Genomic DNA, 23,259 nt, shown 5'->3' on the forward strand with positions numbered 1-23,259 from the left:
TGTTTGAGCGAAGCGAGTTTTAAAACTTTAGTAATATTTACGGAAGAAATAATAGGAATCCTTAACTTAGCGAATCAGTGATGAAGTGACATTCATATGAACATTTACTCCTAACACAGTCTTTAACTTACTTATATTTTATTTGTTAGCATATAGTTCTACAATTTTAACAATTACCTCAGTTGCCTTTTCCATTGCAAAAACAGGTACAAATTCATATTTTGAGTGAAAATTTTGTCCACCTGCAAAGATATTTGGTGTTGGTAATCCCATAAAGGATAGTCTAGCACCATCTGTACCACCTCTTATAGGTTGAATAATTGGCTCTAATCCAACTTCTTTAACAGCTTGAATTCCTGTATCGATAATATGTTTTTCAGGCTCTAATTTTTCTCTCATATTGTAGTATTGATCATAAACTTCTACTTCTACTGTGCCTTCACCATATTTTTTATTTAATTCTTCCCCAACTTTTTTCATGGTTTCTTTTCTTTGCTCAAATTTTGCTTTATCAAAATCTCTTATTATATATTCAAGTTTGCTCTCTTCAACATTTCCTTCTATAATGTCAATGTGATAAAATCCTTCATATCCTGAAGTTTTTTCTGGTCTCTCTTCTTTTGGAAGCATATCTATAAATTCTTGAGCTATAAATATTGAGTTTACTAATTTACCTTTTGCATATCCTGTATGAACATTATTTCCATGAATAAGAACTTTTGCTCCTGCAGCATTGAAAGTTTCGTATACAAATTCCCCAACTTCACTTCCATCTAAAGTATATGCAAAATCTGCTCCAAACTTCTTAACATCAAAGTGATCTGCTCCACTTCCTACCTCTTCATCTGGTGTAAAACAAATCATTACTTTACCATGTTTTATTTGTGGATTTTCAATTAAATACTCTATAGCTGTTACAATTTCAGCTATACCAGCCTTATCATCTGCTCCAAGTAAAGTTGTGCCATCTGTTGTAATTAGTGTTTTACCCACATATTTCTTTAAGTCTGGTGTATCATTTGGTGATAAGATTATATTTTTTTCTTTATTTAATACTATGTCTCCACCATCATAATTCTCAACTATTTGAGGTTTAACGTTGTTTCCTGGCATTTCAGGACTTGTATCCATATGTGCTATAAATCCTATAGTTGGAATATCCTTGTCAGTATTAGCTGGTAGTTCAGCCATAACATAGCAATTCTCATCTACAGATACATTACTCATACCTATTTCTTCTAATTCTTTTGCTATTTCCTTTGCTAATACAAATTGTTTTTCTGTGCTTGGGAAAGTAGTTGAATTTGGGTCTGATTGAGTATCAAAAGATACATAATGTAAAAATCTTTTAACTAATCTTGACATTTGACATATCCCCTTTTAATTATTTTATTCTAGCTATTCCTGTTTCAATGGCTATTCTTTCTACTTCTTTAGCAACTGAATCAGCCACTGTTTTATCTAGAGCATATGGAATTATAAATTCTTCATTTAATTGCTCTTCTTTTACTAAATTAGCTACGGCTCTAGCTGCTGCAAGCTTCATGTCTTCAGTTATTTCACTTGCTCTTACCTTTAATGCTCCTTTAAATATTCCAGGGAATACAAGAACATTATTTATTTGATTTGGGAAATCTGATCTTCCTGTTGCTATTACTCTAGCACCTGCTTCTTTTGCTTCATCTGGCATAATTTCTGGTGTTGGGTTTGCCATAGCAAATATTATAGCATCCTTATTCATACTCTTAACCATTTCTTTTGTTAATACTCCTGGTGCTGAAACCCCTATAAATACATCTTTATTCTTTATAACATCTCCTAATGCACCTTTTTCATGATTTCTATTAGTAATTTTGGCAATTTCAGCCTTAGAAGAATTTAAATTTTCAGCGCCTTCTACTATAGCACCTTTACTATCACACATTATTATATTTTTTGCTCCTGCATTTAAAAGAAGCTTACAAATTGCTACACCTGCTGCTCCTGAACCATTTATTACTATGCCTATTTCTTCTATAGATTTTTTAGTGATTTTTAAAGCATTGTATAATCCAGCTAAAGTAACAATTGCTGTTCCATGTTGGTCATCATGAAATACTGGTATATCTAATTCTTTTTTTAATCTTTCTTCTATATAGAAGCATTCTGGAGCTTTTATATCTTCTAGGTTTATTCCTCCGAATACTGGTTGAATTAATTTAACTGTTTTAATGATTTCCTCTGGATCTTGTGAGTCTATACAAATTGGGAAAGCATCTATATCTCCAAATTCCTTAAATAATAAAGCCTTTCCTTCCATAACTGGTAAGCCTGCTCCTGCTCCTATATTACCTAATCCTAAAACCGCAGTTCCATTAGTTACTATTGCCACTGTATGACTCTTTATTGTATAATCATAAATTTTATCATTATCCTTTGCAATTTGAAGACAAGGCTCTGCAACACCTGGAGTGTATGCAACTGCTAAATCTTCTCTAGTTTCTACTTTTATCTTACTTATAACTTCAAGTTTCCCCTTATTTTCCTTATGTACTTGTAATGCTTTTTCACCGTATGACATAATCATATTCCTCCTAATTAATGTATTATTATTAATTTTATAAAGAGATTTTGTAAAAAAATTTATAAACTTCTATAGTACTCACAATGAGGTACCATAGGACATATTTCACAATTTGGTTTTCTTGCCTTACATATCTTTCTTCCATGCCAAATTAAATAGTGATGAGCATCACTCCATTTTTCCTTAGGAATGTTCTCCATTAATTGTTCTTCCACTTTTTCCACGGTCTTTCCCTTTGCTATACCAATCCTATTAGATACTCTAAAAACATGGGTATCCACAGCAATAGCTGGTATATTAAATGCATTTGATAATACTACATTTGCTGTCTTCCTGCCCACACCTGGAAGTTCAATAAGTTCTTCCATAGTGTTAGGTATTTTACCATTATATTTTTCTATTATTATATTTGTAGCCCCTAATATATTCTTGCTTTTATTCTTGTAAAATCCACAAGACTTTATCTTTTCACCTAATTCTTCTTCACTTAGAGAATTTATGCTCTCAGGAGTTCCATAGTCTTTATAAAGTTCTCCGCAAACCTTATTTACTCTTTCATCTGTACATTGAGCAGATAATATTGTGGAGATTAAAAGCTGATATGGAGTTTCAAAATCTAACCCACATTTAGCCCCTTTATAAGTATTCTCTAAAATATCTATTACTATATCTATTTCTTTTTTATCCATATTATCACCTTTGTTTTATATTATTGAAACCTATATAATTTCCTTTATTATAACACAAGTAATAATAATTATTATAAGAAAAGAAACTTTAGGTTAATTCCAAAGGCAAAATTCAGGTAAATCAACTAACTTTTTAAGCAAAAATGCTAATTCTTCAAATAAAAGAGCTCGAGTACATAAAAATGCAACTTCAAGCTCTATTATTATTTTATCTGATGACTATCTGCTCTAATACTTCCATATTTTTAAAAATAGAAGTAAAGAGCAGCTATGTCCCCGGATAAGGACTTCTAAATTCCTTTTGCTTTTAATTTTTCTAACATATCAGCAGTCATTTTTGCTAAATCGTATTCAGTTTTGAAGCCCCATTCTTCTTTAGCTGCAGTGCAATCTATTGAATCTGGCCAACTTTCAGCAATAGCCTGTCTTACTGGGTCTACATCATAATCCATTTTGAATTCTGGAATATGTTTTCTTATTTCTGCTGCAATTTGTTCTGGCTCAAAACTCATAGCTGTAATGTTAAATGCATTTCTATGCTTTAACTTAGCTGGATCTGCTTCCATTAAATTAACTATACCATTTAAAGCATCAGGCATATACATCATATCCATATATGTTCCTTTTGCTATATAGCTTGTATAAGCTTTGTTTTTTAATGCTTCATAATATATATCTACAGCATAATCTGTAGTTCCGCCCCCTGGAGGTGCAACATATGAAATTAAACCTGGGAATCTAACTCCTCTTGTATCTACTCCAAATCTCTTAAAGTAGTAGTCACATAATAATTCTCCTGAAACCTTTGTAACTCCATACATAGTTCCTGGTCTTTGTAATGTATCTTGTGGAGTTTTAACTTTTGGTGTTGACTCTCCAAATGCTCCTATAGAACTTGGTGTAAAGAACTGACACTTTTCTTCTCTTGCAACTTCTAATGCATTTACTAATCCACCCATGTTAATTTCCCATGCTAATTGTGGTTTTGCTTCTGCAACAGCTGATAATAACGCTGCTAGATGAATTATAGAATCCACCTTATTATCTCTTACCACCTCAGCCATTTTCTTACCGTCTAATACATCTAAAATTTCAAATGGTCCACCTTCAACAGTAGGATTTCCCTCTGGTTTTCTTATATCTGATGCTATTACATTGCTAGTACCATAAACTTCTCTTAATTTCGCAACAAGTTCACTACCTATTTGTCCTAATGAGCCTGTAACTAATATTTTCTTCATTATGATTCCTCCCAAATATTGAGTTTGTTTTGTCTTACGTCTCTAAAATTCTAATATCTCTATATTTTGAAACTGAATATAAAGAGACGTAAAACATATTACTTATTATATTCTACTTAATAATCCCCATTTCTCTTCCTACTTTTTCATAAGCTTTTAGAGCATTATCTAACATTTCTTTAGTATGAGCTGCTGTTGGCATATTTCTAACTCTACCTGTTCCCTTTGGAACTGTTGGGAATACTATTGATTTTGCATAAACCCCTTCTTCATACAATCTCTTACTAAATTCTTGAGCTTTTGACTCTTCTCCTATGATACATGGAGTAATTGGTGTTTCACTGTTTCCAATGTTGAATCCTAGCTCCTTTAAGCCCTTCTTTAAGTAGTTTCCATTTTCCCAAAGTTTTTCCCAAAGCTCAGTGCTTTCAGTTAATATATTTATAGCTTCTATACAAGATGCAGCTGCTCCTGGAGTTAGAGAAGTTGAGAATAGGAATGGTCTGCCTCTAACCTTTAACCAGTCAATAAGTTCTTTTTTACCTGCTACATAACCACCAACTACACCAATAGCCTTTGATAATGTACCTATTTGGAAATCGATTTTATCAGAAAGTCCAAAGTGTTTAACTGTTCCTGCCCCTTTACCTAAAACACCTGAACCATGAGCATCATCTACATAAGTTATTAAGTCAAATTCTTCTGCTATTTCTACAATTTCAGGAAGTTTTGCAATATCTCCATCCATTGAGAATACACCATCAGTTATAACCATTATTTTATTATATAAGCCTGATTCTTTTGCTTCCTTTGCTTTTTCTCTTAAATCCTTCATATCTGAGTGATTAAATCTTATGATTTTAGCTCTTGATAATTTACATCCATCAATAATAGATGCATGATTTAATTCATCAGATAATATAGCATCATTTTTATCCATTACAGCTTGAATTGCTGCCATATTACAATTAAATCCTGATTGGAATGCGATAGCAGCTTCTGTATGTTTAAATTCTGCAAGTTTTTCTTCAAGTTCTATGTGAACTTGTAAAGTTCCATTAATAGTTCTAACAGCCCCTGCACCAACCCCGTATTTTTTAGTAGCTTCTATATTTTGTTCAATCATTCTTGGGTGAGTAGCTAATCCTAAATAGTTATTTGATGAAAGATTTATAAATTCTTTTCCGTCAATTGTTATAATAGCTCCATTAGCACTTTGTAATGGATTTATAACGTTATACAATCCCTTTTGTTTTAAGTCTTCTAAATTTTCCTTTAAGAATTTTTCTAAAGTTTTACTAGACATTAAAACACCTCCAAATATAGTTTTGATTTTATTAAAGCTAAAAATTTATTTATCATTATTTTCAATGATATTATAATTTAATATGTTTTTGCATCAAAAATTGCATTTCTAAAATTACTATACTCCATTCTTGCTATTTTTTCAATGATTTGTTTTAATATTGTCAAAGTTAAGTATATTAAATATCTAAATAAACAGAGTTCTTGGATTCAGAGGGAGTTTTTATTCCCTCTGAAGCTTATTAACAGACTTCTTAGGAGTTCCCTCCTTAGAAGTCATTATCCCTTATGCGAAATCCTTATCCATGAACATAATTCTCTAATACTTCCACCATTAATATACAGAAGTATTAAAGCGAATAGTTATAGGGTAACTTTAAAATTTATTTTTCTTTTACTTTTGAATACACTCCTCTATAATCTTCTGGAATAAGCTCTGAAATCGAGCACATTAGCTCATTTATAGCCCTTTCTTCATAAGTTTTCTTATCTTCCTTATCTTCTTTTTTAGGTAAAAGAAATTGTTTCCCTATGTTCACATTTACATCGGCATAGTTAAATCTTTCACTACTCATATTTCCTGATTCATTTATTGGAAGAAGCTTTTCTGTTCCCCATATTCCAATAGGAACTATAGGTGCCTTAGTAAGTTTTGCAATTAGAAGTATTCCTTTTTTAGCTTCTATCATCTTACCCTCTCTACTCCTAGTACCCTCTGGAAAAATAATTATATTCTCACCTTTTTTAATAAGTTCCATTATGTTTTTTAAGCCTTCCTTATCGGCTGTATTGGGTTTTATAGGAGCAGTTTTATAAATACCTACTGCTAAATTTGTAGTAGGATTTTTAGAAAGTTTTATTCCTGCTACAAAAGTTGGATCAAAATCCTTTAAAATCTTACCCAATACTAGTCCATCAGAATTGCTAAGATGATTTGCAATAAATATAGTAGGGGTTTTTATTTCTTTTAAATTATTTACACCTTTAACCTTTAAATTAGCATACTTTTTCAGATAAATTTCTACAGTCTTTCTTGCAATAGAATTTACAATGCCTTTTGGCAGTATAGAAATTATTTTTGCCATTCTAGCAGATATCATAACCTTCCAGTCCTTTCACAATAGTTATATAGTGTGTGTGTTAATTATAAGTTATATAATATGTATTTTAATTACAATTTCTTTATCCTATGATAATACTCCTCTATATATGGAGATTTAAATTCATGAATTTTAGGAATTTCTTTTTTTATGTTTTTCATAGCGATTAATGTATTTCTAGTTAATAAATTTTTCCCCCTCCATGAACAGGCTAAATCTTTGTATTTTTCCTTAAATGTTTTTTTATCTATTTTAATTAATTCTTCTAAATTAGGTTTTTTTACATATTCCATAGGTTTAAATTCTTCTAATTTACTATTTTTAGCTTTTTTATTAAAAGGACATACATCTTGGCAGGTATCACATCCCCATATCCTACCACCAATTTTATCCATCCAAAAATCTTCTAAGTTTTTTTTCTGCGTAATATAAGAGAGACATATATTGGGATTATTATTTAATCCGTATTTATTTTCAATTTTTTCTTGATCTAATATGGCCTTGGTTGGGCAAGCTTTTGTACATAGATTACATTCTCCACACCTACTTTCCATAGGCTCATCTGGAGTTATAAAAAGATCTGTAATTATCTCTCCTAAAAATACATAAGAACCATAGTCTTCAGTAATAAGACAATTATTTTTACCTATAAACCCTATACCACTCTCCATAGCAATATATCTTTCAGGAAGTGGATTATTGTCTACAAAACACTGATATTCACCACCTAATTCTTTAATAAATTCACCTATAGTATTTAGATATTTCTTAAGAATTAAGTGATAATCCTTGCCTAAGGTATATTTAGAAAAATAAATTGAATCCTTATGAGTATTTTCATAAACATAGGGAAATGCTATGGAGATTATAGTTTTCCCCTCACTGATTATTTTATTAGGATTAACTCTAAGTTCTATATCACTTTCCTCAAATTCATTAACTAAATTCTTATCCTTTTTATAAAGAAAAAAATCTTCTAAATCATAAAATTTTTCACAAGATATAAATCCTATATTCTCTAGTCCTAGAGAATAACAAAATTTTTTTATTTTATCTTTTAGTTCCATATAGACCTCTTCTAACTTTCACATATATCTACTGATATTTCCCCTTCAGAAATATTTTTAATTAATTGTTCCTTATCTATGTTAATTATTTCCATTCTACTTGGTATTATCTTTGATTTGTATACTTCTAAAAAACCTTCTCCAAAATTAAACCTAATATTAACATCTTTATATTCTGTAGATGACCTAAATTTAAATTGTACAACTTCTTCTACATTATCTAGGTTAATTTTCTTAGGTAATATATAAGCTACTCCTTTACCAGGGATAACTTTTAAACTTTTATTAGACTTTAACTTGTCTAATACAAATTTAGCAGCATTTCTTCCTGATAAAATCCCCTCTTTAGTTACATCATCTACATAATCATGTAAGTGAACTATATTGCCTGCTGCAAATACTCCTGCTATATTTGTCTGCATACTTTCATCAATTTCAGCTCCCCCAGTAACACTATTTACTGATATACCTAATTTTTTAAATAGCTCACTCTCTGGAGTTAAACCAACTGAAAGTATTACTGTATCACAGGATATAAATTCTTCTGTGCCTTTTATAACTCTTTTATTAGAATCGACTTTTGCAATAAGAACTCCATCAACCCTTTCCTGACCTTTTATGTCTATAATTGTATGTTGAAGTTTTAATGGTATATTAAAGTTTTTTAAACACTGATTATAATTCTCTTCAAGTCCACTACAATAAGGTAATATTTCTATTACCCCTTTAACTTCTGCACCTTCTATAGTTAGTCGTTTTGCCATTATTAGTCCAAGGTCCCCTGATCCTAAAATAACTACCTTTTTTCCTGGCATTATTCCTTCTAAGTTTATTAATCTTTGGACCATACCTGCTGTAAATACTCCTGCAAAAGTACTTCCTGAAATTTTAGCAGCGCCTCTTGATTTTTCTCTACATCCCATAGCTAAAATAATGACCTTAGCTTTTATTTCCATTATACCATCTGTCCCATTTACTGCTAATATGTTTCTATCTTTATCTATTTCTAATACTGTGGTTTCTAGTTTGTAATCTATACCTAACTTTTTAATTTCTTCTACAAAGATATTAGCATATTCAGGTCCTGTAACTTCTTTTTTTAAAACATACCTTCCAAACCCATTGTGAATGCATTGGTTCAGTACTCCTCCTAAATACTTCTCTCTATCTAGTATAAGAATACCTGAAACCCCTTGTTTCCTTGCTTCTATAGCTGCTGCCATTCCAGCAACGCCCCCACCAATTATCACTATATCGTAATACATTTTCGGCTCACCTCAAAAGATAATAAGTATCTACTATTAAAAAAATATTCAGCTTTACTAGTATATTATAGACTTAATTTAAGTATTAAATCAAATTATTTATTGGTTTGTGTTAAATTAAAGTGGGAATTTTATTTTTTAATTTTTTCATTATAAATTTAGTTAAAAAATCCTACTCCGAGATTAAAAAATTTCAAAATGAAAATATTAGATATGAAAATATATAAGAAAATTAAAAACGACTAAGCAGTATAATACTGGCTTAGTCATTCAAATGCTGTATCAATTTTTTAAATATTAACTGGCAGGGGCAGCAGGAATCGAACCCGCAACCAACGGTTTTGGAGACCGCTACTCTACCAATTGAGCTATACCCCTAAACACTTTCTAAATTATAACATGATTTTTTTGTAAAATCAACATATATTTTAAGTTTATTTATGATAAATTAAAATATGTGCTCCAATTAAGTGTTGTTATTTTTTTACTTTTATTATTCATAACTTAAAGCATCAATTGGGTTAAGTTTTGCAGCCTTTAGAGCAGGACTTATTCCAAAAACAACTCCCATAAAAGTTGATGTTCCAAGTCCTAATATTATAATACTAAGGGATGTTCTTGCATGAATCTTTATTATATTAGCTATTAAGTTGGCAAGCCCTATACCTAAAAGTACTCCAATTATTCCACCTATTAAACAAATTACTACTGATTCTATTAGAAATTGAAATAAAATGTTTTTACTAGTGGCACCTAGAGCTCTTCTTATTCCAATTTCTTTGGTCCTTTCTACAATGGCCATATACATTATGTTCATAATACCAATCCCTCCTACAACCAAAGATATGCTTGCAATACTTGCTACAAATCCTGTTAAAATAGAGCTTACCTTATTTATAGACTTTGCTATATTCTCCATATTGAAAACTTCATAGGTACCATCTAAATTAGTAACCTTGTTAAGCTTGTCTACTATTTTTTTTGAAACCTCATTTATATCGTACTTATCCTTAATACTTATTTTTAAACTCCTTGCCGAATCATCTCCATAGGTTATGCTCCAAGTTGATTTTGGAATATAAATATTATCAAAGTTTATGAAGGATGCTGGTCCATCCCCATCAATTACACCTATTATTCTCATTGGTTTATTGGTGAGCTGTATAATTTCACCTATAGCATTCTTGTTTTCAAATAGCTTCTCCTTTAAACTTTTATTTATAATACATACTCTTGAAACTTTATTAAGTTCATTCTCATTAAAGTTTCTTCCATATATTATTTTCTTATTACTAGGGTTATTTTCTTGTGTACTACAATTTACACTAATCATAACTGGCTTATCTTTAATCTGCATTTCTGTTACTGCTGAAAATTCTTTTTCTACCTTATCAACACCAGGAATATTTCTTATTGTATTCATGGTAAATTCATTAAAAGCATTTATATTATCTAAAGGTGAAAAGTTCTCAGAAGGAGTAAAGGTTAAAGTTATAGATCGTGTTCCATCATTACTTATTATAGACTCTTTAATGCCATCTCCCATACCATTACCTAAGGAAACTATAGCAATTAAACTACTTATGCCAAGTACAATTCCAATAAGAGTTAATATATATCGTAACTTATTATCTATAATAGAGGAAAAAGCCATTTCAATTATCTCTTTAAAATTCTTCATTTTAACACCTCATCCTTAAGAATTTTCCCATCTAATATAGTTATTAACCTGTCAGCATAATTAGCAACCATTCTATCATGAGTAACTAAAATAATAGTTTTTCCCTCACCATGTAGCTTTAAAAAGAGTTCCATAATGGCTTTACCTGTATTAGAATCTAATGCTCCTGTTGGCTCATCTGCAAGTATAAAAGAGGGCCTGCTTACTAAAGCTCTCGCAATAGCAATACGTTGTTTTTGACCACCTGACATTTCTTTTGGTAAGTTTTCCTTATGGCTTAAAAGTTCCACACTTTCAAGCGCCTCCACGACCCTATCTAATCTTTCTTTTTTATTTATCCTAGGTCCATATAATAGTGGTAATTCTATATTACGAAAAGCATTTAGTTTTGGTAATAAATTAAAACTTTGAAATACAAATCCTATATGTTTATTCCTAAATAAGGATAGCTCTTCATCATTATGATTTTTAACTTCAATTCCATTTAATTTATATTCCCCTTCAAAATTTTTATCTAAAAGACCAATTATATTCATAAGAGTTGATTTTCCACTACCAGATGGTCCCATAATAGCTACAAACTCACCCTGTTTTATTTCTAAATTAATATCCTTTAAAGCTTCAAATTTCCCCTTTCCTTTCCCAAAATATTTCGAAACATTAGTAATATTTATCATTATTTTAAAGTCACCTCATCTCCCTCTTTTAAATTATTAGGAGCATTAAGAATAACCTTGCTTCCACTAGTAACATTACTTAAAATAATATAATTATCACCGCTATCTTTTACTTTTATCTCCGTTGAAACCACCTTATTGTCTTTTACAATCCAAATCATTTTATTATCTTTATCTATATCTTTATAAACTGCTTTTTTAGGTAGCTTAATAGTATTTTCAACTTCTCCTAACTTAATTAAGGCATGAAAGCCATTTTCAGTTTTTCCTTTGAATTCTTTTGGAACTTCAAAACTTATTTCATAATTAGATACCTTAGGAGAATTTCCTAAATTAGAATTCATAGGATTATTAATATCATTTAAAGGATTATTATCTATCTTTATTATTTTACTTTTATAATACTTTTCATCAAAAGCTTTAAAATTAACAAAAGCCTTTGTGGAAACCTTAACATTAGGTAGTTCATACTCTGTTAATTGCCCTTTTATAACCTTATTATTAGATTCTATGGTAATAATAGGACTTGCAGGATTATTTCCCTCATTAATTTTAACTATCTTTCCTTCTATAGGGCTTTTTATAGTAAAAGTTCCCTTTTGCTTTTTTAATTCTTTAAGTCCAATTTCATAACTTTTTATAGTATTAGTAACCATATTTATTTTTTCTTTTAATGCATCCTTTTCACTCTCTAAATAATTCATATCTATTTGACTATTAGCTGTAAATTCCTTAGATTGTGAAGGTGTTAAATTTTTAGGATTAGTATTTTTTTTATTGTTAATTTCATTTAACTTGTTCTTTAAATTTTGTAACTGATTCTTGTTATCCTGAATTTGAGATTCTTCAAGTGATATTTTATTATCTAGGCTCTCACTGTTATAAACTAATAATACATCTTCTTTTTTTACATTATCTCCTTCTTTAATTTTAACTTCATAGTCATTTCCCTTAGATGGTTCTAAAAATATATTGTTACTGTTCTCAGCATATACAACTCCATTTACTACAGTAATATTCTCACTACTATCTGAAATTACATAAGTCTCAACCTCTTTCTTTGCCCCTTTCTTAACTAAAAAAGCAATAAGAGGTGTACCTACTATAAAAATAATCAAGGAAATTATAATAATAATCTTTTTCTTTTTACTATTTATAGTTTTACTCATTCTACTTACACCCTCCAAAACAAATCATATTATCCCCACTAGATATATGTTTAGTTTTTATACTTAAATTTTCTATAGCTTATATTTGTAAAATTTAAACTTTATGACATATAAAAATGAATAAAAGCCCATAGATAATTTGTATATAACTATGGGCTATATTTTAAATAATTAAACTATTTCTTTTTCACTATCTTCCATTTCTTTAAAAAGTTTCATAAGTGTATAAGCTGCCCATAAGTTTAAAAGTACACCTATTATGCCTGATATAATGGTAGTAGTTGATATTTCATTCATAAAAAATGAATAAGCAAAATTAAATAGGGCTATACCTGCATATAAATATACAGCAACCTTTTTCCAAAGAAATATTCCTATAGTACTTGCAAATTGTATTATAGAAGCTATAGTAGAAACCACAAGAACACTTGTAGAAAATTTAGGATATTCAGGTAAAACCTTTACCATGTACGAATTAGAAAAGATGATAAACATTCCAAAAAAAGAACCAATTAACCCCAATACAAGCCATCCAGTTAAAAAACACCCTCTTTTAGGTTTTTCATTCATAATTTATTTCCCCCTAATTTATTATATTAATATTAACAATAATATCATATTTTAATATTATGTTCAATATTTTAACATAATGCTTAAAAATTTTACATTATTAAATTAAAATACAGTTATTTTAATTTAATAAAAAATAAGGCGGACTTTAGTCCCCCTTATTTTTTATTATTGAATTTTAAAACCTGCATCTTTTACTTTAGCCATTACATCATCGTAGTTTTCTGTGTTTATTCTAACTACAATTTCTTTAACTTCTGTTAAGCTTTTTGGATCTACTACAACAAAGCTTATAATTTGAGCATTATTCTCTGTTATTATTTTTGATAGTTTTGAAATTTGACCTGGTATATCATAAGCTATAACTGCAATTCTCTTTCCTCTATTTAAACCAAATAATTCTGTAAATTGTTTAAATACTGCATTATGAGTTATTATTCCATGAAATGTATTAGCATGGTCTACAACTGCTACAAAAGCAGTATTTTTAGTAGCTAAAAAATGTGCGGCTTCTTCAATTTGCTCCATAGGTCCTATCTTAGGAACATCTTCTCTCATTATATTTTCTACTAAGAATTCTCCTAAAAGACTCTTTTTATCTAGATTTTTTTCAAAATAGAAAGTGTAGATTCTTTCTTTTGAAATGGCCCCGTAAAACTTTTCCCCCTCTGCTACTGGTATTGATAAGAATTTGTATTCCTCTATTAATTCCAGAGCTTTTTTTACAGTATCTTTAGGAGAAACTGTGATTAACTTATCTTTAGATAACATTAAATTGTTTACAAACATATATGACCCTCCCTTATTATACCTTTACAAATAGTATATACTATAAAAGATGAGTTTAAGTATATTTAATCTAAAAAGTTAAAAAACTTTTTATTTGTAAAGCTATTTATATTTAGTTCCTTATATTATACAACCTTTTTCACAATTTTTGAAGTTTTCTATATATTGCATTAAAAATATTTCCATTCTATATACTATGCTTTGAACATTAACAATATTAATAATTTTAAATAATAACAATATTAATATTTAAAATAATATTTCATTATATTTTTAGAACACTTAACTTTTTTTCTATATTAATATAAAATATTAGAGAGGTGAGAATATGATGTTTTTAGTTAATTCTGTAGAACAGACTTATAATATTGGTTTTCAAATAGGTCAGATGTGCAAAAGTGGTGATATAATTTGTCTAGTAGGTGACCTTGGCACTGGTAAAACACACTTAACCAAAGGAATAGCAAAGGGTTTAAATATAGATGATCATATTACAAGTCCTACATTTACCATTGTAAATGAATATGAAGGAAGACTTAAACTTTACCATTTTGATGTATATAGGGTAAATGACCCTGATGAAATAGAAGCTATTGGTTTTGATGAATATATATTTTCAGATGGAGTTTCCATAATAGAGTGGGCAAATTATATTGAAGACTTAATCCCACAAGAAGATGCAATGTATATATATATAAATAAAATAGAAGATCAATGCCCTAATAATCGTGAAATTAAATTTGAATTTACTAATCCTAAATATAATTATGTAAAGGAGATAAATATATGAAGATATTAAGTCTAGACTCTGCTACTGAAAGTGCAAGTTGTGCTTTATTAGATGATGAAAAACTTTTAGGTGAAATAACTTTTAATTATAAAAAACAACATTCAATTATTACTATGCCTATGATAGATTCCCTATTAAAAAATACTGGTACTGACATAAAAGATATTGATGGTTTTGTTGTATCTAAAGGCCCTGGATCTTTTACTGGGCTTAGAATAGGTATGGCAACTATAAAAGGCTTAAGCCAAGGGCTCAATAAACCTCTAATTAGCATTTCTTCTTTAGATGCATTAGCTCATAACTTAGCTTTTTCTGAAGGAATTATTTGTCCTATTATGGATGCCTTAAGAAATAATGTATATACTGCCCTATATAAATTTGAAGAAAATAAACTAGTTAGGTTATCAGATTATATGGCAATACATATAGATGAGCTTTTGGAAAAATTAAAAAAATATGATTCAAAAGTTATTTTTATAGGAGATGGAACCTATAAATTTAAGGATTATTTAGTAGAAAAAACAGAAGGTCTTAATATAGGTTTTGCACCTACTAGTTTAAATTTAGTTAAAGCCTCTTCCCTTGGAGAATTAGGTTTAAATCACTTAAAAAATGAAGAAGATGAAAATATATTTTCCATGGCCCCTATATATTTAAGAAAATCTCAAGCTGAAAGAGAATATGAAGAAAAGCACGGAGAAGGTGTTTAAAAGTTATGGAAAAAGATGATTTTTTATTTTCATATATGAAGGAAGAAGATATTCCTGGAGTTTATCTAGTGAATACCTTAAGTTTAAAATCACCTTGGAGTATAGAAGCTTTTAAAGATGAATTTAAAAATACCTTTGCACACTATATTGTATGCAAATATAAAGAAGACATTATTGCTTTTGCTGGTATGTGGATAATTGCAGATGAAGCCCATATAACAAATGTAGCAGTCCATCCAAATTTTAGACATATGAAAATTGGTACTTCTTTAATTAAAACTTTAAAAGGGATTTGTAGTGATAATAAGGTTACTGGAATAACCTTGGAAGTAAGAGAATCTAATATTATAGCTCAAAACCTTTATAAAAAAGAAGAATTCGTAAATGCAGGAGTTAGGAAAAACTTCTACACAAACCCTGTGGAAGATGGAATTATTATGTGGTGTTATGAAAGCACGGATACTAGGTAAAGGGTAAAAAGTCAGAAGTATTAAGTGAGAAGTAAAAAGCAAGGCGTAAGAAATACTAAGTAATGGGTAAGAGCTAAGAGTTGAGATGTAAGAGATAACTCTGAAGTTACTTTACTAGTTTAAAAGTAAAACCATGTATAAAAGAGATTTTATTTTCTCTTTTATACATGGTTTTTTTGTTATTTGCTATTTCCTATTTATTATCTACTTTTTACTATTCCATACTTATTATTTATATGAACATTCTACAATAACTAATTACATTTCATATTATTTAACCATTTTCAGTTTATTTTTTTCCTTATATCTTTCATTTGATATTACAGGTGCTAAACTCCTATATAAAGATACAGAAACCACTGAAACTATAAATCCCTTTATTAAATTAAATGGTATTATGGACCAGTATATTAAAGTTTTAAAACTATTTACATTGCCATTTACCTTGTTTGCCATTTTAACAAAACTCTCTACATTAGCTCCATAAAACTTAGCATATGCAGGTATAAATGCATAGTAATTCAAAACACCTGCAACTAGAGACATTACTATGGTTCCTATTAATAATCCCATTATTGCACTTTTTTTACTTCTATTTTTATTATATATATAACTTGATATAAATACTAAAAATACTCCTACGGAAAAGTTTGCAACTTCACCTATAAAGGCTGTTTTTGTCATTAATAAGCCATGTAGTATGTTTTTTAATAGTAGAATTAAGACTCCCGCTAAAGGTCCTAGTGCAAATCCTCCAAATAAAGCTGGGATATCACTTACATCAATTTTTAAAAATTGTGGAAATAAAAATGATAACGAAAACTCCAGTTGCATTAGTAACAAAGATATCACCGATAGCATAGATACCTTAATTAAAGTGTTTAATCTTAGTTTTGTGTTGATTTTTTCCATTATTCTTCCCCCTATAAAAGATAATTTTATCTTTCAGGGTGGGAGGTACAATAACAAAAAAGCCCTGAATAAATTCAGGGCAAATAAACGTACTTATACCTCTCTTCTTTCATCCAGACTTTAACTGTCGGCTTCGGAATCTCACCGAATCATGCTAAAAATAGCTCGCGGGCTTTACCGCCGGTGGGGACTTACACCCCGCCCTGAAGAGTAATTTAATTTTTTAACTTATAATTTTATTATACTCTTTAGAAACTTATTTATCAACTTTAATTTTCTTTCATACTAAGAGAAATTCTTCCTCTCTTTTCATCCACTTCTAAAATTCTAACTTTAACTACATCTCCAACCTTTACCACATCTAAAGGATGTTTTATAAATCTATCTGCAAGTTCACTTATATGAACCAATCCATCTTGGTGAACACCTATGTCAACAAAAGCTCCAAAATCTGCTACATTTCTAACAGTTCCCATAAGTTCCATGCCAGGCTTTAACTGACTAAGTTCTAATATCCCAGTCTTAAATATTGGCTTTGGAAGCTCTTCTCTTGGGTCTCTACCTGGTTTTTTTAGTTCTTTTATTATATCTTTTAGGGTAGGAACTCCAACCCCTATTTCCTCAGCTAATTTTTCTATACCATGGCTTTGTGATCTTTCCTCTATATCTTTTAAACCAGATTTTTTAAGCTCTTCCTTTGAATATTCTAATGTAGCAAGTAGCTTCTTTGCAGCTTCGTAAGATTCAGGGTGAACCCCAGTATTATCTAGTGGTTCAGAACTCTCCAGAACCCTTAAAAATCCTGCACATTGTTCAAAAGCCTTATCTCCTAATCTCTTAACTTTTTTAAGCTCTTTTCTACTTTTAAATTTGCCCTGATCTTCTCTATATGCAACTATATTTTTAGCTATGGTACTATTTATACCTGAAACATAAGATAATAATGAAGGTGTGGCTATATTTAAATCTACTCCTACATTGTTAACACAATCTTCTACAACACCTTTTAGTGATTCTTCTAATTTTTTTTGGGTAACATCATGTTGATATTGCCCAACTCCTAAGGACTTTGGATCTATTTTTACTAATTCAGCTAGAGGGTCTTGAAGACGTCTCCCTATGGATATGGCCCCTCTTATAGATACATTTATATCTGGATATTCTTTTGTTGCAAGTTCAGATGCTGAATATACTGATGCTCCTGATTCTGATACTATTACATAGTAAACTTCTTTATTATGTTCTGCTTTAACTTCTTTAATAATCTCTCCAATAATCTCTTCTGACTCTCTACAAGCAGTACCATTTCCCAAGGATATAACATCTACATTATGTTTTAGTATGAGATTTTTAAGCTGCGTCTTAGCTTTTTCCTTATCATCCTTAGGCAGAGTAGCATAAACTGTTTCCATTCCTACTACTTTACCTGTATCATCTAAGACAGCTATTTTACATCCTGTTCTAAATCCAGGGTCATAACCTAAAACTACCTTTCCATGTATAGGTGGTTGCATTAAAAGAGAGTTTAAATTAGCTTTAAATACTTCTATAGCTCCATTTTCAGCTTTCTCAGTTAATTCACTTCTAATTTCTCTCTCTATAGATGGGTAAATTAATCTTTTAAGAGAATCTTTTATACTATTTTCTATAAATTTATCTGTAAGTTCATTTTCTTTCTTTGTCTTATAACTTAGATAGTCTGTAATTTTATTCTCATCACATATAATTTTAACACTTAATACGCCATCTTTTTCTCCCCTATTAATAGCTAAAATTCTATGAGATGGTATCTTTTTAACGCTTTCACTGTATTCATAATACATTTCATAAATTTTATTTTCATCTTCTGTATCATCTTTAGAAGACTTTTTACACTCAATAACTCCCTCTTTATTAACAAAATCCCTAATCCATTTTCTATACTCCGCCTCATCAGAAATAACCTCTGCAATTATATCTTCTGCTCCCTTTATAGCATCTTCAACTTTTAAAACTGATTTTTCTTCATTTAAATACTGCTTTGCAATCTCTTCTATACTCTCTGTACATTTACCACTTAAAATTAAATCAGCTAGGGGTTTTAGTCCTTTTTCTAAGGCTATGGTAGCCCTTGTTCTTTTTTTAGGTTTATATGGTCTATATAAATCTTCTACCTCTGTTAAAGTCGTTGCAGCATTTATTTTATTTTTTAATTCCTCTGTTAGTTTTCCCTGTTCTTCTATGGATTTTAGAACAGTTTCTTTTCTTTCATCTAAATTTCTAAGATATTTTAACCTCTCTGATAAATCTCTTAATTGAATATCGCTTAAGCCACCAGTTCTCTCTTTTCTATATCTAGCTATAAAAGGTACTGTATTTCCCTCATCTAGCATTTCTATTACATTTTCCACTTGAAAACTTTTTAAAGAAAATTCCTTACATAAAACTTCTAAAATATTAGTCATATAAAAAGGCACTCTTGAGAGCGCCCCCTCCTTTCTTAATATAAAGTTTAAATTAATTCTCCTCTAAATATGCGTTTATAAACATATCAATTTCCCCATCCATAACAGCATTAACATTAGAAGTTTCTACCCCACTTCTATGATCCTTAACTAAATTATAGGGATGGAATATATAAGACCTTATCTGGCTTCCCCAACTAATATCCTTTAATTCTCCGCTTAAGTCCTCTATTTTTTCTTTATGTGCCATTTCTTTTAGAGCTATTAATTTTGATTTTAACATCTTTAAAGCTGTTTCTTTATTAGTGAACTGACTTCTTTCATTTTGACACTGAACAATTATTCCTGTTGGAATGTGTGTTATTCTAATAGCTGATTCTGTCTTATTAACATGTTGTCCACCAGCTCCCCCAGCCCTATATGTATCAATCTTTAAGTCTTGAGGGTTTATCTCAATATTATCCTGTTCAGCCTTAAGTTCCGGTATTACTTCACAAGAAGCAAAGGAAGTCTGTCTTTTCCCATTTGCATTATAAGGTGATATCCTAACTAGTCTATGTACACCTTTCTCTGACTTTAAAAAGCCATAAGCAAATTCTCCTATAACCTTCAAAGTAACACTTTTAATTCCAGCCTCATCCGCAGAAATATAATCTAAAACTTCTATTTTAAATCCTTTTTTATCACACCACCTAGAGTACATCCTATATAGCATCTCAGTCCAATCTTGAGCATCATTTCCTCCCACACCAGTATGAAGAGTTAAAATAGCATTGTTCCTGTCATAGGTTCCTGAAAGTAGTGTTTCTATTTTTAAGCTTCTAAGTATATCATTTAATTCTTTAAATTCTTTTTTTATTTCTTTATAAGTAGATTCATCTTGTTCTTCTATACTAATCTGAAGTAAAATCTTAAGATCTTCTGTTCTATTTTTAAGTTCATTATAATTTTCTATGCTATCCTTTAAATTTTTAGCCTCTTGCGTTATATCACTAGCTTTCTCTGCATCTTGCCAAAAACTTTTTTCCTGCATTTTAGCCTCTAACTCACTTAATCTTATCTCCAACTTATCTAAGTCAAAGTAAGTCCCTCATTTCAACAACATTATTAATTAGTTCTTCAATTTCTCCATATAATTCTTCAAGCTTAATTAACAAAGTAACACCTCTTTTCAACTAATTACATAAACATACCAAAGACTCAACTCTTTAATACTTCAACTTTAAAAAACATAAAATATTAAAGAGTATAATCATATATAAACAAAATATATTATAGCACAAATTTTACTTACTTACTTTGGTTTGTATAAAGTTAAGTAGAAAAACTTTACAAATTAAAAAATGCATTTGCTATTATAGTTTTATAAAAACTATATTCTCCAAAGAAAGGAGAAAGCAAATGCAATATATATCTTTTTCTTTAAATCATTCAATATGTTTCATTATTTTTTTGTATATCCAAAAGTACTTTTATTATATAAACTTTTATCTATTGAAGTATTTACTTCTAATTTAGTACATTCTAATTTGTATTTTTCTTTTCCATTGTCATCAAATAATAAAAATTGAAGCACTATTCCAGTTTCTTTATCCATAAGTAAAGAAAATTTTCCTTGCATATTACCACCTAGGTGTGGATCAATTACTCCCTTTAATTTATATACATTTCTCCCTAAAAAAGTTGACTCTATATAGTTCCAATCTTCATAAATAAATATATATTTTGAAAATACCTCCGCACAAATAATATTTCTACTTGTGCCTAAATATCCAATATCTGTTCTGTTAAGCTCTGGATTTAAATATAGTTCAAAGGGTTTTACTATTGTGGGGTTTTCCTTCTCTTGTTTTTCCTCAAACTCTCTATAACTTTTATCATTATTCTCAAAAACTTTTCTCTTATCATCATGATAAATTAAAGTTATAGGTTTTTTACCACTCTCTTCAATTACAGATACTGAGGATTTATTTTCTACATCCACTTCAAAGGTATATTTTCCATTCAAGTTCAGCATAGCACTTTCCTCAGTAAATTCCCCTTTACAGGTTTTAAAATTATCTACAGCATTAATCATTTTAAGATGTATTTTTTCCTTGTCTGGGTAATTTAAACTATTTTTTACCTTTTTACCTATCGGATCTCCTTTTAGTAGCTTTTCTCTATCAGATAATGTTATTTCCATATTATTATTCTTCTTTTCTGATGTTTTCTCTTGTGCAGTTATAACTTCCTTTTTTTCACTTAAAATATTAATATTAACTCCACTTGTTTTAAGTTCATAGGCCATAATCGATACAGGTAAAATTGTTAATACCATTGCTAATATATAACCCTTAGATTTTTTATTCATACTTTCCCTCCCTAAATTTTTATTACCTTTCTATATACCTTCATAAAATTTTTTCTTTATCTAATTATGATATAGCTTTTCTCTTAAATACATATATATAATCACTAGTGTTTAATTAATGGATTGAAAATCCTATTGACAATAATAACTTGTAATAAATTTCTATGTGTACCAGCAATATATAAATGAAAATAGTCAGCACCTTTGCTTTAATATAATTACCACAATCATATCGCAAAGGAGTTGCTGACTATCTATGAATAATTATATCACTATTTTTGAAAAATTATTAGATATTGTTAACTGGAACACTTTGAAAAAATCTACGTATAAGTTAGATGTTGACTATAATATAGCATCAAATCATTTGAAAACTCACCTTTACTTTCATTTAGCGAAGCTAGATAGCTTAAGGGATGTTGATGATTTTATGCAATCTGATTCTAAGCTAAAGGAGTCAATAAAAAGCGTTAGCTTGGGAACGTTGTCTAATTATAATAACTATATGGATTATAATGTTTACATTCCAATATTAAACGAACTAATTGATACTGCTTTAAAACAATTACCTGTAAATGAGAAACTTAAAAAGTTTGGAACCATAAAACTAATAGATTCTTCAACTATAAGTATGGCCAAGACTTATTTTCAGTGGGCAGAATTTCGCTCTACAAAAGCAGGAATAAAGCTTCATACAAAATTCAACTTAAGCAAAGGAGTTCCTGAGCTTATAATTGTGTCTAATGCTAAACCACATGATAGAACTAAGATGAAAGAACTTATTACAGAAAACAACTGTATATATGTCTTTGACAAAGGCTATGTTGACTATAAAAAGTTTGATGAGTTTAGCAATAAAGGAATACGCTTTATTACCCGATTAAAAGATAATGCTGCTATAACTGAAGTAAGTAAGCTTGAAATAACTTACTCTGACGTTACTCTACTAGATGATTCTATAAATATCATTGAAGATATTATTTGCTATCTTGGTACAGAAGATATTAATATGACAAAAAATCAGTATAGGGTTATCACTGTAGTTGATTCTGAAGGTCAAATACTAACCTTTGTAACTAACATATTACAATATACTAGTGAAGATATAGCATGGTTATATAAAAAACGTTGGGATATCGAGCTATTCTTCAAATGGATTAAGCAAAATTTAAAAATTAAAAGATTCATATGACATAGCCTTAATGCAGTTATGATGCAAATTGTTTCGGCAATAATAACATTCATTATAATAAAACTAATACAAGACGTAGCCAAAACAGCCTACGGCTTATTAAAAATAAAGAGATTAATAAAACATTCAATTACAAAATTAATAGATAATATCTTGTTTTCTTGGGAGAAGTGGTTAGGTGGCTAACTGCAACTATAAAACCATATACTTCCATACAAGCTATCACTATGCGGGCAAGTCTGCCCTTTGTTATAGGAATATTATTCTATATT

Annotated in this window: 22 protein-coding genes, 1 tRNA gene and 1 riboswitch; of the genes, 5 read left to right on the forward strand and 18 right to left on the reverse strand. The window is 29.4% G+C overall.

Going from position 1 to position 23,259, the window contains the following annotated elements; all coding sequences use genetic code 11:
- Window positions 1-138 precede the first annotated feature (138 nt).
- The 14 genes from pepT to FNZ64_RS02055 form a co-directional block, all read right to left on the reverse strand.
- Entirely contained in the window at window positions 139-1,365 is a 1,227-nt protein-coding gene (pepT, locus tag FNZ64_RS01985; RefSeq protein ID WP_142413202.1) for a peptidase T, read from the reverse strand.
- A gap of 19 nt (window positions 1,366-1,384) precedes the next feature.
- Window positions 1,385-2,560 (reverse strand): NAD(P)-dependent malic enzyme, encoded by a 1,176-nt coding sequence (locus tag FNZ64_RS01990; RefSeq protein WP_142413203.1) that lies wholly within the window; start codon window positions 2,558-2,560, stop codon window positions 1,385-1,387.
- A 62-nt stretch (window positions 2,561-2,622) separates the two neighbouring features.
- Window positions 2,623-3,252: an endonuclease III gene (gene nth / locus FNZ64_RS01995; protein WP_142413204.1), complete on the reverse strand. Its 630-nt coding sequence runs from the start codon at window positions 3,250-3,252 to the stop codon at window positions 2,623-2,625.
- Window positions 3,253-3,542: 290 nt separating this feature from the next.
- On the reverse strand, window positions 3,543-4,493 hold the full coding sequence (locus FNZ64_RS02000) for an L-threonine 3-dehydrogenase (protein ID WP_142413205.1): 951 nt from the start codon (window positions 4,491-4,493) through the stop codon (window positions 3,543-3,545).
- Between the two features lie 112 nt (window positions 4,494-4,605).
- Window positions 4,606-5,799 (reverse strand): glycine C-acetyltransferase, encoded by a 1,194-nt coding sequence (locus tag FNZ64_RS02005; RefSeq protein WP_142413206.1) that lies wholly within the window; start codon window positions 5,797-5,799, stop codon window positions 4,606-4,608.
- A gap of 382 nt (window positions 5,800-6,181) precedes the next feature.
- Window positions 6,182-6,898: a lysophospholipid acyltransferase family protein gene (locus FNZ64_RS02015; RefSeq protein WP_142413208.1), complete on the reverse strand. Its 717-nt coding sequence runs from the start codon at window positions 6,896-6,898 to the stop codon at window positions 6,182-6,184.
- A gap of 71 nt (window positions 6,899-6,969) precedes the next feature.
- A complete protein-coding gene (queG, locus tag FNZ64_RS02020) occupies window positions 6,970-7,965 on the reverse strand; it encodes a tRNA epoxyqueuosine(34) reductase QueG (RefSeq protein ID WP_142413209.1) in 996 nt (331 codons plus the stop codon).
- Window positions 7,966-7,976: 11 nt separating this feature from the next.
- Window positions 7,977-9,230 carry an NAD(P)/FAD-dependent oxidoreductase gene (locus FNZ64_RS02025; protein WP_142413210.1) on the reverse strand — a complete coding sequence of 418 codons (1,254 nt, stop codon included), beginning with the start codon at window positions 9,228-9,230 and terminating at the stop codon, window positions 7,977-7,979.
- Window positions 9,231-9,532: 302 nt separating this feature from the next.
- Window positions 9,533-9,608, reverse strand: a tRNA-Trp gene (locus tag FNZ64_RS02030).
- A gap of 115 nt (window positions 9,609-9,723) precedes the next feature.
- Window positions 9,724-10,911: an ABC transporter permease gene (locus FNZ64_RS02035; protein WP_142413211.1), complete on the reverse strand. Its 1,188-nt coding sequence runs from the start codon at window positions 10,909-10,911 to the stop codon at window positions 9,724-9,726.
- A complete protein-coding gene (locus FNZ64_RS02040; RefSeq protein WP_142413212.1) occupies window positions 10,908-11,588 on the reverse strand; it encodes an ABC transporter ATP-binding protein in 681 nt (226 codons plus the stop codon). The genes FNZ64_RS02035 and FNZ64_RS02040 overlap by 4 nt, the downstream gene beginning before the upstream one ends.
- On the reverse strand, window positions 11,588-12,757 hold the full coding sequence (locus tag FNZ64_RS02045; protein ID WP_142413213.1) for an efflux RND transporter periplasmic adaptor subunit: 1,170 nt from the start codon (window positions 12,755-12,757) through the stop codon (window positions 11,588-11,590). The genes FNZ64_RS02040 and FNZ64_RS02045 overlap by 1 nt, the downstream gene beginning before the upstream one ends.
- Before the next feature lie 171 nt (window positions 12,758-12,928).
- On the reverse strand, window positions 12,929-13,327 hold the full coding sequence (locus FNZ64_RS02050; protein ID WP_142413214.1) for a hypothetical protein: 399 nt from the start codon (window positions 13,325-13,327) through the stop codon (window positions 12,929-12,931).
- A 168-nt stretch (window positions 13,328-13,495) separates the two neighbouring features.
- Window positions 13,496-14,116: a CBS domain-containing protein gene (locus FNZ64_RS02055; protein WP_142413215.1), complete on the reverse strand. Its 621-nt coding sequence runs from the start codon at window positions 14,114-14,116 to the stop codon at window positions 13,496-13,498.
- Between the two features lie 328 nt (window positions 14,117-14,444).
- Between FNZ64_RS02055 and tsaE the strand changes: the two genes are divergently transcribed.
- The 3 genes from tsaE to rimI are packed head-to-tail and all read left to right on the forward strand — an operon-like array spanning window position 14,445 to window position 16,086.
- The gene (tsaE, locus tag FNZ64_RS02060) at window positions 14,445-14,906 is read left to right on the forward strand and encodes a tRNA (adenosine(37)-N6)-threonylcarbamoyltransferase complex ATPase subunit type 1 TsaE (RefSeq protein ID WP_142413216.1); all 462 of its coding nucleotides are present in this window, start codon (window positions 14,445-14,447) and stop codon (window positions 14,904-14,906) included.
- Window positions 14,903-15,616 (forward strand): tRNA (adenosine(37)-N6)-threonylcarbamoyltransferase complex dimerization subunit type 1 TsaB, encoded by a 714-nt coding sequence (gene tsaB / locus FNZ64_RS02065; protein WP_142413217.1) that lies wholly within the window; start codon window positions 14,903-14,905, stop codon window positions 15,614-15,616. The genes tsaE and tsaB overlap by 4 nt, the downstream gene beginning before the upstream one ends.
- Before the next feature lie 5 nt (window positions 15,617-15,621).
- Window positions 15,622-16,086, forward strand: a complete 465-nt coding sequence (gene rimI / locus FNZ64_RS02070) for a ribosomal protein S18-alanine N-acetyltransferase (RefSeq protein WP_243129174.1) — start codon at window positions 15,622-15,624, stop codon at window positions 16,084-16,086.
- A 270-nt stretch (window positions 16,087-16,356) separates the two neighbouring features.
- Here rimI and FNZ64_RS02075 read toward each other — a convergent pair whose 3' ends face one another.
- The 4 genes from FNZ64_RS02075 to FNZ64_RS02090 form a co-directional block, all read right to left on the reverse strand.
- Complete coding sequence (locus FNZ64_RS02075; RefSeq protein WP_142413218.1) at window positions 16,357-16,998, reverse strand: ECF transporter S component; 642 nt, start codon at window positions 16,996-16,998, stop codon at window positions 16,357-16,359.
- Between the two features lie 97 nt (window positions 16,999-17,095).
- Window positions 17,096-17,213, reverse strand: a riboswitch (FMN riboswitch).
- A gap of 54 nt (window positions 17,214-17,267) precedes the next feature.
- Window positions 17,268-19,442 (reverse strand): Tex family protein, encoded by a 2,175-nt coding sequence (locus FNZ64_RS02080; protein WP_142413219.1) that lies wholly within the window; start codon window positions 19,440-19,442, stop codon window positions 17,268-17,270.
- A gap of 52 nt (window positions 19,443-19,494) precedes the next feature.
- Window positions 19,495-20,599, reverse strand: a protein-coding gene (prfB, locus tag FNZ64_RS02085) for a peptide chain release factor 2 (protein ID WP_423244917.1) whose coding sequence is annotated in 2 segments (ribosomal slippage) — window positions 19,495-20,532 and window positions 20,534-20,599 — 1,104 coding nt in all. Because the reading frame shifts where the segments join, the coding sequence is not laid out codon by codon here.
- A 287-nt stretch (window positions 20,600-20,886) separates the two neighbouring features.
- Window positions 20,887-21,795, reverse strand: a complete 909-nt coding sequence (locus FNZ64_RS02090; protein ID WP_142413220.1) for a hypothetical protein — start codon at window positions 21,793-21,795, stop codon at window positions 20,887-20,889.
- A 256-nt stretch (window positions 21,796-22,051) separates the two neighbouring features.
- Here FNZ64_RS02090 and FNZ64_RS02095 point away from each other — a divergent pair, with 256 nt between their 5' ends.
- The gene (locus FNZ64_RS02095; protein ID WP_207705502.1) at window positions 22,052-22,987 is read left to right on the forward strand and encodes an IS4 family transposase; all 936 of its coding nucleotides are present in this window, start codon (window positions 22,052-22,054) and stop codon (window positions 22,985-22,987) included.
- Between the two features lie 18 nt (window positions 22,988-23,005).
- Window positions 23,006-23,173: a hypothetical protein gene (locus tag FNZ64_RS14840; protein WP_207705503.1), complete on the forward strand. Its 168-nt coding sequence runs from the start codon at window positions 23,006-23,008 to the stop codon at window positions 23,171-23,173.
- The last annotated feature ends 86 nt before the right edge of the window (window positions 23,174-23,259 follow it).

Source organism: Hathewaya massiliensis, from assembly GCF_902143515.1.
GTDB classification, from domain to species: domain Bacteria; phylum Bacillota; class Clostridia; order Clostridiales; family Clostridiaceae; genus Hathewaya; species Hathewaya massiliensis.